This is a genomic window from Heyndrickxia sp. FSL W8-0496 (assembly GCF_038007825.1).
In the GTDB taxonomy this organism is placed as follows: domain Bacteria; phylum Bacillota; class Bacilli; order Bacillales; family Bacillaceae_C; genus Heyndrickxia; species Heyndrickxia oleronia.
The window spans coordinates 4,978,020-4,992,428 of record NZ_JBBOXX010000001.1 but is presented as its reverse complement, the minus strand read 5'-3'; the positions used below and the strand labels follow the sequence as shown (position 1 = coordinate 4,992,428).

General features: G+C 35.8%; 12 protein-coding genes. 8 read left to right on the top strand and 4 right to left on the bottom strand.

Annotated features, from left to right (window positions below; all coding sequences use genetic code 11):
- Nucleotides 1-265: 265 nt before the first annotated feature.
- Nucleotides 266-1,021, bottom strand: coding sequence for a hydrogen peroxide-dependent heme synthase (gene hemQ / locus NST63_RS25300; protein WP_212945064.1), 756 nt, complete (start codon nucleotides 1,019-1,021; stop codon nucleotides 266-268).
- A gap of 202 nt (nucleotides 1,022-1,223) precedes the next feature.
- Between hemQ and pta the strand changes: the two genes are divergently transcribed.
- The 4 genes from pta (at nucleotide 1,224) to NST63_RS25280 (ending at nucleotide 7,183) form a co-directional block, all read left to right on the top strand.
- Nucleotides 1,224-2,195, top strand: coding sequence for a phosphate acetyltransferase (pta, locus tag NST63_RS25295; protein ID WP_212945065.1), 972 nt, complete (start codon nucleotides 1,224-1,226; stop codon nucleotides 2,193-2,195).
- Nucleotides 2,196-2,249: 54 nt separating this feature from the next.
- The gene (locus NST63_RS25290) at nucleotides 2,250-3,083 is read left to right on the top strand and encodes a lipoate--protein ligase family protein (RefSeq protein ID WP_341044031.1); all 834 of its coding nucleotides are present in this window, start codon (nucleotides 2,250-2,252) and stop codon (nucleotides 3,081-3,083) included.
- A gap of 336 nt (nucleotides 3,084-3,419) precedes the next feature.
- Entirely contained in the window at nucleotides 3,420-5,177 is a 1,758-nt protein-coding gene (locus NST63_RS25285) for an ABC transporter ATP-binding protein (protein WP_212945067.1), read from the top strand.
- Nucleotides 5,174-7,183: an ABC transporter ATP-binding protein gene (locus tag NST63_RS25280; RefSeq protein WP_341044030.1), complete on the top strand. Its 2,010-nt coding sequence runs from the start codon at nucleotides 5,174-5,176 to the stop codon at nucleotides 7,181-7,183. Before NST63_RS25285 ends, NST63_RS25280 begins: the two co-directional genes overlap by 4 nt.
- A 167-nt stretch (nucleotides 7,184-7,350) precedes the next feature.
- Here NST63_RS25280 and NST63_RS25275 read toward each other — a convergent pair whose 3' ends face one another.
- The gene (locus NST63_RS25275) at nucleotides 7,351-8,064 is read right to left on the bottom strand and encodes an RsfA family transcriptional regulator (RefSeq protein WP_212945069.1); all 714 of its coding nucleotides are present in this window, start codon (nucleotides 8,062-8,064) and stop codon (nucleotides 7,351-7,353) included.
- Nucleotides 8,065-8,371: 307 nt separating this feature from the next.
- Here NST63_RS25275 and NST63_RS25270 point away from each other — a divergent pair, with 307 nt between their 5' ends.
- Both NST63_RS25270 and NST63_RS25265 read left to right on the top strand, forming a co-directional pair.
- Nucleotides 8,372-9,673 carry an HD domain-containing protein gene (locus NST63_RS25270; RefSeq protein ID WP_212945070.1) on the top strand — a complete coding sequence of 434 codons (1,302 nt, stop codon included), beginning with the start codon at nucleotides 8,372-8,374 and terminating at the stop codon, nucleotides 9,671-9,673.
- A gap of 41 nt (nucleotides 9,674-9,714) precedes the next feature.
- Entirely contained in the window at nucleotides 9,715-10,227 is a 513-nt protein-coding gene (locus tag NST63_RS25265) for a YwgA family protein (protein WP_058005774.1), read from the top strand.
- A gap of 53 nt (nucleotides 10,228-10,280) precedes the next feature.
- On the opposite strand, the gene NST63_RS25260 is transcribed toward NST63_RS25265, so the two are convergent.
- Nucleotides 10,281-10,484 (bottom strand): 2-hydroxymuconate tautomerase, encoded by a 204-nt coding sequence (locus tag NST63_RS25260; RefSeq protein ID WP_251339699.1) that lies wholly within the window; start codon nucleotides 10,482-10,484, stop codon nucleotides 10,281-10,283.
- A gap of 243 nt (nucleotides 10,485-10,727) precedes the next feature.
- Here NST63_RS25260 and NST63_RS25255 point away from each other — a divergent pair, with 243 nt between their 5' ends.
- Together NST63_RS25255 and NST63_RS25250 are read left to right on the top strand one after the other, a co-directional pair.
- The gene (locus NST63_RS25255) at nucleotides 10,728-11,402 is read left to right on the top strand and encodes a site-2 protease family protein (protein ID WP_212945072.1); all 675 of its coding nucleotides are present in this window, start codon (nucleotides 10,728-10,730) and stop codon (nucleotides 11,400-11,402) included.
- A gap of 11 nt (nucleotides 11,403-11,413) precedes the next feature.
- Nucleotides 11,414-11,926 carry a YwhD family protein gene (locus tag NST63_RS25250; protein ID WP_058005777.1) on the top strand — a complete coding sequence of 171 codons (513 nt, stop codon included), beginning with the start codon at nucleotides 11,414-11,416 and terminating at the stop codon, nucleotides 11,924-11,926.
- A 415-nt stretch (nucleotides 11,927-12,341) separates the two neighbouring features.
- Here the strand turns inward: NST63_RS25250 and NST63_RS25245 are convergent, their stop codons facing one another.
- Entirely contained in the window at nucleotides 12,342-14,399 is a 2,058-nt protein-coding gene (locus NST63_RS25245; protein WP_212945073.1) for a transglycosylase domain-containing protein, read from the bottom strand.
- Nucleotides 14,400-14,409 lie beyond the last annotated feature (10 nt).

Here is a 14,409-nt window from a genome sequence, read left to right as displayed (position 1 = left end):
TTACGTGTCACGTTGTCATGAATAATCATGATCGCATAGACGAAGGTATAACGAATCAGTATGTCACCTCTCTTTGTTCATTTCATAACAGTTATGTGGTGAGTGATATAAGATAAGCTTTTACAATTCATATGTATGTATGAGGAAGGGGAGATATGCTAGAAAAATCTATTTTACTATCCAATTATTCTTAGTGAGATACAGAATTGGAATAAAAAAGGATGCTAACCGGTAAGTGTGTTAGCATCCTTGCATTTAGATTTTGTTAGTTTACATGTAAAAATTGAGCAATTTTTTCCTCTTCTAAAAGATTTCCTACGAAGAAAGAGCCGAATTCACCATAACGTGCACTCACTTCATCAAATCTCATTTCATAGACAAGCTTCTTGAATTGAAGCATATCGTCAGAGAATAAAGTGACACCCCATTCATAATCATCTAAACCAACGGAACCAGTAATAATTTGTTTCACCTTGCCTGCATATTTACGTCCAATAAGGCCATGGCTTCTCATTAATTCACGACGGTCATCCATAGAAAGCATGTACCAGTTATCATTACCTTGTCTCCGCTTATCCATTGGATAGAAGCAAATATATTTAGATTTTGGAAGGATTGGATACAATCTTGATTTTACATATGGATTTTCATATGGATCCTCGTTAGAATCTCCACCACCTACATAATTACTTAACTCTACAACTGACACATAAGAGTATGTAGGAATCGTATATTCTGCGATTGTGAGTTTATTAAATTCATTTTCTAAGTCATTTAACTCTTCCATTGTTGGGCGAAGCATCCAAAGGATAAAATCAGCTTTTTGCCCAACGATTGTGTATAAAGCATGACTTCCTTCTTTCTTTTCTTGTGTTTCATTTAATTTATTTAGAAATTGGTGAAATTCTTGGATAGCTGCTTGTCTTTCATCACTTGAAAGTTCTTTCCAAGCCGTCCAATTCATCGCTCTTAAATCATGTAAGGAATACCAACCATCTAATGTTTGAGCTGCTTCACTCATCTAGATCACTCCTATTCTTAATTATCTCTATCATTACTATAGCATAGTTTTTCCAAATCACTCATTTTCAATCTTAATTGTTGAAAAACAGACAAGAACCGGAATACAATTTTACGATTTAATGAAATCTGTTCATTTATCACTTACGATTATGATAAATTTGGTTATGCTAAAAGAAATGATTTATTAAGGAGGATCAATTTTGAGTAATCTTTTTACTGAATTGAAACGTAAATTATCTGGAAAGAATCTATCGATTGTTTTTCCTGAAGGCTTAGATGAGAGAATTTTAGGTGCGGCTGGAAGACTTGCAGCGGAAAAGGTTATTAAGCCAATCGTACTGGGGGATGAAAAAGAAATTCTGAAGAAAGCAAATCAGCTAGGTATTGCTATAGACAATATCGATGTGTTGAACCCGAAAAAATATGAGCTTATGGACGAAATGGTTCATTCCTTTGTTACTAGAAGAAAAGGTAAGGTGACTGAGGAAGAGGCACGAAAAATATTATTGGATGAAAACTATTTTGGAACAATGCTTGTTTATATGGAAAAAGCAAATGGACTAGTAAGTGGTGCGGCCCACTCGACAGCAGATACAGTAAGACCTGCTTTGCAAATTATCAAGACAAAGGAAGGAGTTCAAAAAACTTCTGGAGTATTCATTATGGTAAGGAATGAAGAGAAATATGTGTTTGCTGACTGTGCCATTAATATTGCTCCAGATAGTCAAGATTTAGCTGAAATAGCGATTGAAAGTGCGAAAACTGCTAAAATGTTTGATATAGAGCCAAAGGTTGCTATGTTAAGTTTTTCAACAAAAGGATCAGCAAAATCTCCTGAAACAGAAAGAGTAACCGAGGCTGTGGAAATTGCTAAACAACTTGCACCTAACCTTACTTTAGATGGGGAGTTTCAGTTTGATGCGGCATTTGTTCCATCAGTAGCAAAGAAAAAGGCACCAGATTCTGTTATACAAGGGGATGCAAATGTATTTGTCTTTCCAAGTTTAGAGGCAGGGAACATTGGCTATAAAATCGCACAGCGTTTAGGTGGGTTTGAGGCAGTTGGACCAATTTTGCAAGGGCTAAATGCTCCTGTCAATGATTTATCTAGAGGCTGCAATGAGGAGGATGTTTATAATTTAGCACTAATTACAGCAGCCCAAGTTTTGTAAGAAGGGACCTTCTTTTATCTTATAAAATAATAAGTGGTACGAAGGAGAAGCAAGATGGAGCAGGCACTAACATTATTAAAACAGGAAAAGTGGAGAATTATTGATCAATCAAGCTTAGGGGTGCAATTTGATGCATTACAATCCTTTGCAATGGATGATACTCTTTGTGCATCCGTTGGTTCAGGCTATTCAACAGCAACTGCGAGATCATGGGTCCATCATCAAACAATTGTATTAGGAATACAAGATACGAAGCTGCCTTTTCTAGAAGATGGATTGCATTATTTAGAACAGCAAGGGTATCGATATATTGTTCGTAACTCAGGAGGATTAGCAGTTGTTTTAGATGAAGGAGTATTAAATCTTTCGCTAATTTTTCCAGATACGGACAAGGGAATCGATATTAATAGAGGATACGATGCCATGTGGTCCCTAATTAAATTGATGTTTTCTGATTATGAAGCTGTCATTGATGCAAGAGAAATCATTGGATCCTACTGTCCAGGAAGCTATGATTTAAGTATAGATGGAAAAAAATTTGCAGGCATTTCACAGAGGCGCATTAGAAAAGGGGTAGCTGTGCAAATTTATTTATGTGTGACTGGAAGTGGACAGGAGCGTGCTAGACATATTCAACACTTTTATGAAAAGGCAAGAAAAGGAATCGAAACCAAATGGACTTATCCGGATATTTACCCAGAAGTCATGGCATCACTTGAAGAATTACTAGATGCTCAAATCACGGTACAGGATGTTATGCTTCGCTTTCTAAAAGCACTTAAGGGAATGTCTCAGCAAATATTTTCTGAGCCCTTAACAGGTGAAGAGTTAAGGTGGTATGAAGAATATTATCAGAGAATTGTAGAGAGAAATGAACGATTTGTGTAAATAGGATATTAAATTAAAAATTAGCAATTGACACACAATTTAAATGATGGTAATCTAACAAAGTATTACCAAAATACTTGAAAGCAAGGGAGGTATTGTGATGATATACATTGATTTTAATCATACTGAATTAACTAACTTTATATATCACGCTACCTGTCCAACGCTTTGGATCTAATTTATTCTCTTTTTACTATTGATATGATTAAGCACAGGAGGCGTATTGTTTTCTGTGCTTTTTTGTTGTCTTCACTACAACTGTTCTTTAGTTGTAGTTTAATGGGCAGCTGCTAGTGCAGCTGCCCATTTTTTTATCTCGAATTGGGTGGTGGGAAAATGTTTCGAGTTTTGTGGAAGCTTCGTTGGTTTTTTAAGGAGCAGTGGAAGCGGTATGTTATTGCAGTGCTATTATTATTGATTGTTGGTATTTTAGAAGTAATTCCGCCGAAGCTAGTGGGTATGGCCATTGATGATATTCATGTTGGCAGTTTAACATGGGATGGCGTAATAAAATACTTACTCTATTTATTGCTTATTACGGTTGTTTGTTATGGTATTACGTATGTTTGGATGTATCAATTATTTGGCGGAGCATACCTCGTTGAGAGGAAACTTCGTTCACGTTTAATGGGGCATTTTTTTAAAATGTCACCTGCGTTTTTTGAAAGAAATCGAACGGGTGATTTAATGGCTCGTGCAACCAATGATTTAAAAGCCGTCTCCGTAACTGCAGGCTTTGGTATTTTAACGTTAACAGATTCAACTATATATATGATTACAATATTGTTTACAATGAGTTTTCTCATTAGTTGGAAGCTTACTTTAGCCGCTATATTGCCATTACCAATTATGGCGGCTTTAATGACTATTTACGGAAAAAAAATCCATGAGCGGTTTATTGCAGCCCAAGATTCATTTGGTGATTTGAACGATAAAGTGCTTGAATCAGTTGCAGGAGTGAGAGTAATACGGGCATATGTTCAGGAAAGGGCGGATGAAGAGCGTTTCCACCAAATGACTGAAGATGTTTATGTAAAAAATATGAAGGTAGCAAAAATTGATTCTTTATTTGACCCGACAATAAAAGTTTTAACCGGGCTCAGCTATTTGATTGGTTTAGGCTATGGTGCATATCTCGTTTTCCATCAAACAATTACTTTAGGAGATTTAGTATCCTTTAATGTTTACCTAGGTATGCTGATTTGGCCAATGTTTGCCATTGGGGAATTAATGAACCTCATGCAGAGAGGAAGCGCATCATTGGATCGCGTAGAGGAAACGCTAAGTGCATCTGAGGACGTTAAAAATCCAGAGAAACCAGTACAGGTTAATCAACCGAATAGGCTGCAATTTCACGAATATAATTTTCAATATCCTTCTTCCTCTGTGGAGAATTTAAAGAATATTCATGTAGATTTAAAAAGAGGAAAGACCTTAGGAATCGTGGGGAAAACGGGAAGCGGGAAAACAACCTTTGTTAAACAACTTCTCCGAGAATACGAAAAGGGTTCAGGTAGCTTTGCACTTTCTGGCGTGGATATTAGTGATCAAACAAAGGAACAAGTTCGCGATTGGATTGGCTATGTACCACAGGATCATGTTCTTTTTTCACGTACTATTAGGGAAAATATTTTATTTGGTCATCCAGATGCTAAGGAATATGAAATTCAAAAGGCTATTGATCTAGCATCTTTTAGAAAGGATTTAGAGCTTTTGCCAGAGGGATTAGAAACCTTAGTAGGGGAAAAGGGAGTTGCTCTTTCCGGAGGGCAAAAGCAAAGAATCTCTATCGCCCGTGCATTAATTAAAAATCCTGAGATTTTAATTTTAGATGATTCTCTATCTGCCGTTGATGCTAAAACGGAAACTAGGATTATTGAAAATATTCAACGGGAACGAAAGGGGAAAACGACAATTATTACAACTCATCGTCTATCTGGAGTAGAGCATGCAGATTGGATTCTAGTATTAGATGATGGGGCAATTTTGCAGGAGGGAACACATGAGACTTTAATTCAGGAGGAAGGTTGGTATTTAGAACAATTTCAACGTCAGCAGCTAGAAGCTTCTGATAGTCAGGAGGTGTTACGATGAAGGTTGGCAAAAAATTAGTTAAATATGCGATGGAATATAGAAAGTTTATAATTATTGCTTTACTTATGCTTACATTTTCAGTAGGTGCAGAGTTAACTGGTCCTTTTATTGCAAAGAAGATGATTGATAGCCATGTTTTAGGGATTGAATCCCCATGGTTTGAAACCGTCAAAGGAAAAGATACGGTTTTATATGAGGGTAAATACTATAAAAGATCTCAATATTTCCGTACGGATGAGCAGAAAGGAAAAGAGGTACGTATAATCCAAGTGGGAAAAGGCTTTTATTTTATTAATGGAGCCATTCAAATGGATGGAGAAAGATCCTACCATAAAGGAAAAATAACAATTAAACAAGGGGATTCTATTCAAACATTAACAGCTAAAAAAATATCTACTACGCAGTTATTGGAATTTTATCAGCCTGAAATTCCACGTATTATTCGCCTGATTTTGTTCTACTTTGGACTTTTATTATGTGCTTCATTATTTCAATATGGTCAGCATTATTATTTACAAAAGGCCGCTAATCGGATCATTCAAAGGATGCGCACAGATATTTTTGCACATATTCAAAAATTGCCTATTCGTTATTTCGATAATTTACCCGCAGGAAAAGTAGTATCCCGCATAACAAATGATACAGAGGCGATTCGAGAATTGTATGTGACCGTTCTAGCCACTTTCTTTACAAGTACTATCTATATTACAGGGATATATATTGCATTATTTATATTAAACGTAAAGTTGGCAGCTATTTGTCTTCTATTACTACCATTACTTTATCTTTGGATTATCGTTTATCGCAAATATGCATCAAAATATAATCATGTGATTCGTTCTAAAGTCAGCGAAATTAATGCCACAATTAATGAATCTATTAATGGGATGAATATCATCCAAGCCTTTCGCCGTGAAGAAAAAATGAAAGAAGAATTTGAGGAGCTTAATCACACACATTTTAACTATCAAAATAAACTTTTAAGCTTAAATGCTCTTACTTCTCATAATCTAGTTTCAGTGTTAAGGAATATTACATTTGTAGCTTTTATTTGGTATTTTGGCGGTGGCTCGATCGGTGTAGGCTCTTTTGTTACCCTTGGTGTTTTATATGCTTTCGTGGATTACATCAATCGTTTATTCCAACCAGTGACAGGTGTGGTTAATCAATTGGCCAACTTGGAGCAGGCTTTAGTAGCAGGTGAACGTGTTTTTGAATTACTTAATGAGAAAGGAACAGAGGTGAGTGATGAGCGTATTCCAAGGTATAAGGGCGATGTGACCTTTGACCATGTTTATTTTGGCTATAAAGAGAATAATGATGTGTTGAAAAATATAACCTTTGAAGCAAAGCATGGTGAAACAGTTGCATTAGTTGGGCACACAGGCTCTGGCAAAAGTTCGATAATGAATCTCTTGTTTAGATTTTATGATTCCACGAGAGGGAATATAAAAATAGATGGAGTTAGCATTAAAAATATATCGATACAAAGTTTGAGAGAGCATATGGCAATTGTACTTCAGGATCCATATTTATTCACAGGTACGATTGCTACCAATGTTAGTCTAAATGATCCTAGGATTACACGTGAGGTTGTAGAAAAGGCATTAAAGGATGTTGGAGCAGATAAAGTCTTAAAAAATCTAGAAAAAGGCATTGATGAACCAGTTATTGAAAAAGGTAGCACACTTTCATCGGGGCAACGCCAACTCATTTCCTTTGCTAGAGCATTAGCTTTTGATCCTGCTATACTTATTCTAGATGAAGCCACATCGAATATTGATACCGAAACAGAAGCATTGATTCAAGAGGCAATGGATGTATTAAAAAAAGGGAGAACGACTTTCATCATTGCTCATCGATTATCGACTATACGTAGCGCGGATCAAATACTTGTTTTAGATAAAGGTGAAATTGTTGAAAAAGGCAATCATGAGGAATTAATGGAACGTAAAGGAAAGTACTACCAAATGTATCAATTACAGCAAATTAAGAAGGTAGGATAATTCTTAATAGCAACAAGTACACCCCGCCACATGTTTTGGGAACGGGGTGTAACTTTTTTATATATGTTGGTCTTTCTTTATCCAGCTCCTGTCTCTTTGGTGAGATCGAGGAGCTTACCTATTTCTGATTCTCATAGCTGGCTAAACAAGGAGCATGTGCTTTATAATTACTCCGCCAGTTTCTCCAAATTTCCATTGCGATCCATTTTGAAGGTTGAATTCGATGGTTCATCTTCTTCAAATAGTACAAGCTTTCTAGCTCTATTCATTATTTTCATCATGGTTTCATAATCTTCCTGCATTGTAACAGAATTCTTTTCCAGCTCGTGGATTCGATTTTGCAAATCCTCGTTTTGATGTTTTAAATCTAAATTTTCTCGCTTTAATCTTGCATTCTCGCTTTTTAAAATGGTTGATTGAAACTGTGTGCTATTTAAGTATTGTAAATAGCTTATAACCTTCTGCAGATTTAATTCCTCGTTAATTTTATTCATGGATGTAGAAGCAGCTGTAATTGGCGTTTTAACTACATCATTTTCTTCTGCAAATTCCTGATTAATAGTTTCCAAAGGTGTATCTCCAACTTCTTCTAAGGTTGGAGTAGGTGGCTGATAGAGTAGCTTTTTCTTTCCACCTTGGTCTTTTCCAAGTAAACGTTGTCTTTGTTTACGTTGCTTCTTTGCTAATTGTAATGCTTGCTCATAGTCGTGACGCACTACAGCATTCCAGCGAAAACCACAGGCTGCAGATGTTCTGTTTAGTCTGTCTCCTACCTCTTCGAAGGCATTTAATTGGGTACTGCCTTCACGAACATGTCGTAAAACTGTTTCTGCTAAAATTAAATCATTTTCTTCTGTCCAAGCATCTTGGCGATCTTTCATTCTTCTCAACTCCCATTTCATAATTAACTTTCCCCGTTAATCAAAGGATGGACAAAAGAAACAACTTTTATACCAATATTGTAAAAAATAAAAATTATAATAGTTTCGCAAATTTCCATAAGAAGAATTTAAATACATTATTTTGAAACAGACGGTAAATAATCCTTACCTTTACCAATTTATTTCTGCTTATCACTAGCCAAAAAGATGGAATGCTAATTTTCAGGGTAATTATTCCGAGCCACTTTCCTATTGAAGAATAACTCGGGTATAATAAAATTATGATAGTCTAGGAAGAGGGTTAGACATGGAATATTCTAAACAGAAGTTAACCGAAGAGAAGGTGTTTAAGGATCCTGTTCACCGTTATGTCCATGTACGGGATAAGGTAATATGGGATTTGATAGCTACAAAAGAATTTCAACGCCTGCGTCGAATACGCCAGCTTGGAACAACTTACTTTACTTTCCATGGAGCGGAACATAGTCGCTTTAATCATTCCCTAGGTGTATATGAAATTATTAGAAGAATTATTGACGATGTTTTTGACGGAAGACCGGAATGGGACCCAGAAGATCGCCTTCTTACCCTATGTGCAGCCCTTTTGCATGACTTAGGACATGGTCCATTCTCACACTCTTTTGAAAAGGTATTTCATCTGGATCATGAAGAGTTCACACAGGATATTATTGTTGGGAATACGGAAGTGAATGCCATTTTAAGTAAGGTGAATGCAGATTTTCCAACAAAGGTAGCTGAAGTAATTGCGAAAACATATGAAAATAAGTTGATTGTTAGTTTGATATCCAGTCAATTGGATGCAGATCGTATGGATTATTTACTTAGAGATGCTTACTTTACCGGAGTAAGTTATGGTAATTTTGATATGGAAAGATTGCTGCGCGTTATGAGACCGAGAGAAGACCAGGTGGTATTTAAATATAGTGGCATGCACGCAGTTGAGGATTATATCTTGAGCCGCTATCAAATGTACTGGCAGGTTTATTTTCACCCAGTTACAAGAAGTGCGGAGGTAATCCTTACGAAAATCCTCCATCGAGCAAAAGAGCTTCACGATGAATATTATTCATTCAAACATCATCCGATCCACTTCTATTCCCTTTTTGAGGATGAATTAACATTAGAAGACTATTTAAAATTGGATGAACATATTATATTATATTATTTTCAAATGTGGCAGGAAGAAGATGATGAGATTCTAAGTGATTTATGTACGAGATTTGTGAATAGAAGCCTATTTAAATATGTTGACTTTGATCCGGCAAAACAGTTTAAAGTACATAGCCAATTAGAAACTCTTTTTAAACAAGTAGGAATTGATCCTAATTATTATTTAGTCGTTGACTCGTCCTCAGATCTACCATATGACTTCTATCGCCCAGGTGAAGAGGAAGAAAGATTACCTATTCATTTATTAAAAAGGAGCGGGGAAATCCGAGAATTATCGAGAGAATCTGATATTGTTGATGCCATTTCGGGAAAACGGAGAACGGATCATAAGTTATATTATCCAGCCGATCTCATTCAGGATGATACGACTAACAGTGAAATGAAGCAGAAGATTCGTTCTATATTGGAAAGTTTATGATGTAATATTTCTAGTTTGAGTAAAGCAGGAGATGAGTTTCATTGTTAAATGATCATGTTAGATTAATGGGGGCACTTGCTGCTTCAGGAGAAATCATTGGACGAAAAAAGCTGCAAAAAATGATTTATATCGCGAAAAAATTAGATTTTCCATTTCAAGAGAAATTCCAGTTTCACTTCTATGGGCCATATTCAGAAGAATTGACATTAAGAGTGGAAGAACTTTCAAATTTAGGTTTTATAGAAGAAACTAAGGAAAAAAAGGGCGGCTATTTTCAATACCGATATTCCATCAGTGATAGTGGAAGAGAGTTTTTAAGTATGTATGAAACGAAGATGCCCTATTTGGATGAGTGCTTAGAAAATATGAATGACCAAAATGCTCGTTTCTTAGAATTGGTATCAACTGTACTCTATTTTGATAATCTTTCACGCACAGAGGTTATTGAAAAGATTCATAAAGTAAAGGCTAAACAAAATTATACTGAAGATGAAATTGACCAAGCATATCAATATATTGACTCACTAAAAAAAATCGCTAAGCCCCATCAATGAGGCGTAGCGATTTTTTATAAGTTAAACTGTTGTTACTATGTCCTGTGTTCGAATTATTTTTCACTAAGTCGTTTTCCACCGACAGCATAATGATTTTTTGACATTTCTTCAATAAAAACAACAATGTTTTCTTTAGGTGCTCCAGCAGTTTCACTTACAGCCTCGGTCACTTTTTCTACAAGTGCTTTTTTCTGCTCTTCAGTACGTCCTTCTAACATCTTTACTGTAATGTATGGCATCTTTTGTATCTCCTTTATGTAGATATATAATAATCACTATAATAAAAGTGTATGGTTTTATGCAGAAGGAAGCAAGGGAATAATAGTGATTGACATCCTTTTTAAACTGGAAAAAAGAAATTCATCCAATGTTGTTGTATACTTATAAAAAGTGGTTTTTTCGCTAGGATTTTAAATTGGTGAATACGGAAATAAGAATGTTATTGCTAGAAATAAAGTTTAAAAAGAACATAATAAAATATTTTAAAAAGGGGATAGGTTGTGGATCAGTTATCAAATTTTTTATCTGGAATATTAAGATATCCAATTGAACAACTTCCATTTGTGGTAATTACTTTATTAATCGCATTTACTGTTCATGAGTTTGCCCATGCATATACTGCTTATAAATTTGGAGACCCTACAGCAAAAGATCAAGGTCGTTTGACGCTAAATCCGATTCAACATCTCGATCCATTGGGTACGATTCTTATATTAATTGCTGGATTTGGTTGGGCACGTCCGGTACCAGTGAATCGCCGTCATTTTAAAAACCCAAGGGCAGCAGGAGTTTTAGTTTCTCTCATGGGTCCTGTAAGCAATTTGCTAATGGCCTTTATCGGATATGGGATTTTTTATTTTATCATTTCTACGGGTTCTTGGACGACGACATCTAATTTCATCATAGATTTTTTAAATGTATTTATCCAACTAAATATGATGCTTTTTGTTTTTAATTTATTTCCGCTACCACCGCTTGATGGGTATCGAATTGTAGAAGATTTAGTAAGTCCTTCGATGAGGGCAAAGCTAACACAATATGAACAATATAGTATTTTAGTTTTTTTAATTATTTTAGTTACTCCATTAGATAGATATACAATTTATCCGATCATGCAAGCTGTCAGTACATTCTTTATTAGGTGCTTTCAATCGATATTTTCGATGTTTATGTAGGAGGTCTTACAATGGAACAAGGAAAAAAGAAGGTAGAATTTAATATTATTAAAAATGACCCTACTGATGGACATAGAGGGTTTGGAATTGGCTCATTAAGTCTAGAAAATGTTTCACCAGTTTTTATTGATGTAGAAGAAGGGGAAGCATTTGTTGATATTGGTGCGATGCATGCAAGAAGCTCCGTAGAAAAGAGGGTAAAGTTTTTGCCCAATCGTGATGAGGTTCCGGAGGGAGCGAAGCCCTATTGGTTGGTATGGGTGACGATTGATCGGAAGGTAGAGGGCCCTTATTATGCTGGGGTTACAGCGTGTGAAATGACTGTCAATAAGGAAGCACGTAGGGGCTACAAATCATTGCCAGAGCATGTCAATCGTTTGGATAAATCACTAAAACGTCATATTATTGTCGAGCATATGGATGAAAATTCGAAAAAAGTATTGGAGAAATTTTTAAAAGACCATAATGAGGAAATGTGGAATCTTTCAAGTGATGAGTTGAAGCAAGGCTTACATGTTGAGTAAAGAAGAGTAGGATTCAAAGTGATGCTTTGTTAAGGCTCTTTTTCTCAAACATGGTTGCTATTTAAGTAAAGTTATAACTTATCAACTGAGATCGCTACACGTTTCATTTTACTGAGAAAAGTGCTGCAATCTCCATAAGAACCGCTAGAATCCTTTATTGGGAGTAAAAGCCGGAAGTTGGGCTTTTACAAAAGCAACTTTAACGATACGAAAACAGCCATTGTTAAAGATAAATGTGAACAAAAAGTGACAGTTGTTTGAATTTATCCACAGTCACTTGCTGATTTTTAAGAAAATAAGTAAACTTAAATTGATGGTTTGCAATTACAAACTAGGACACGAAAAACTCGGGGACGCACACCCCGAGTTTTTTCATGTATCAGTATATTTTCCTTCATTTACATATACACTCTTTCTAAAATAGGCGGAAAAGTTTGTTAAACCACGATTTATCCTCCTTTTTTGACTTTTTATGTTTATGTGGATGGGAGGAGTTGCCAATGTGTGTATCACAGTAATCGGTTGGCTCTGTGCCAGCCACAAAATAGGTTAATCGTGAAACAGGGCAATCATCTGTTGCTATTTTACCGCTTTCTGGGTCTATAGGAACAGAAACGACTCCTTTTGGTTTTTTAAAGGTTTTAATGGGTTGATGTTCGAGTGAACGTTCCATAAAACGTATCCAAATATTTTTTGCATATAATTTATCAGCTGTTAATGTGATAGTCTTTCCTTCATCATATCCGGTCCATACTCCAGCTGTCAGTTGAGGTGTGAATCCGATCATCCAACTGTCGGAATTAGTTGAACCTGATTTTCCAGCATAAAGCCTAGTCATTTGGTTAGCAATCGTTGCGCCGGTTACAGAGGAATAACCATTTAATTTTTTATCAAACATTCCTGTCATCATTTGGTCCAAAACAAAGGTTAATTTAGGATCTAGTACCTGCTCTTTTTTCGGTTCATATTGGTAGAGAATATTTCCTTGATAATCCTCCACTTTAGTAATAAAGACAGGCTCTACTTGATTTCCGCCGTTAGCTAATAGGCTATATGCATTGACCATATCAATGACACGTACGCCCGAAGTGCCGAGTGCAAGGGAAGGAACCTTGGCCATTTTTGAATGAATTCCAAATTGCTTTGCTGTATCAATTAAAGTTTGTTGCCCAAGAAAGAGATGAGTTTTTACAGCAAAGACATTATCTGAAAGTGCGAGTGCTTGTGCCATTGAAATATCACCATTTGCATATTTGCTATTAAAATTATGTGGGGTATATTCTGATCGGCCATCATCAAAACGAAAAGTGGTAGGTTCACTCTTCATCATTGTGGTTGGAGTAAATCCCTTTTCTAACGCTGCATAGTATAATAGCGGCTTTATCGTTGATCCTGGTTGGCGTAGTGCTTGAACAGCTCGATTATATTGACTCTTATTGTAGTCCCTCCCACCAACAAGGGCGGAAACAAATCCTGTTTCAGGATCCATTGCAGCAAATCCAATTTGAATATTGGAATTCTCCGAAATGGTTTCCTCTACTACTTCTTCTGCAATTTTCTGTTGATTCGTATTTAATGTTGTGTATACATGTAACCCTCCTAAATCAATGATGCGATCATCGATATTTAGCTTAGATTTTAGGAGACTTCTAACTGTATCTTGAAAATAGGGAGCGATTGTAGCAGTTTGATATGAATGTTCCCCTACAATGGCGAGTTTCTCCTTTTCAGCTAGATTTGCTTCTTTTTGTGTTATATATTTATTTTTAACCATTGCTTGAAGAATGATTTTTTGCCTTGTTTTTGCTCTATCAAAATTAGTAATGGGTGAATAGATACTTGGTCCCTTTGGAATTCCGGCTAAAATAGATGCTTCTCCAAGACTTAGGTCTTTTGCACTTTTTCCAAAATAAAATTGACTTGCAGCTTCAATCCCGTAGGCTTGATTGCCATAATTAATAGTATTTAAATACCCTTCTAAGATCTGGTTTTTATCATAATTCATCTCAAGTCTTATTGTAAAAAATGCTTCTGAGAGCTTTCTTTTCCAAGTTTTATCTAATGTTAAAAAAAGATTTCTTGCATATTGCTGTGATATGGTGCTGGCTCCCTGTACCTTATCCATTGCTTTAATATCCGCGATAATTGCCCCACCAATGCGCTTTACATCAAACCCGTGGTGACCATAGAAATTTTGATCTTCAATCGATATGGTCGCATGAATTAGATCAGTAGAAATATCATCGATATTAACCCAATATCGTTTTTCACCATTATTACTCTCTCCAATAATCTTTCCATCGCTGGAATAGTATAATGATGATTGTGGTACAGATAGAGGCGGTGGACCTAAAATTTTTGCGTAAATGAGTATTCCAGCAATAAAAATAATGAATATAGTAAGAACGATTAAAAAGGCTAATAAGGATAGCCTAAAATATCGCTTCGTTTTTTTTATTTTGGGACTTGGCATTGTTTCTATG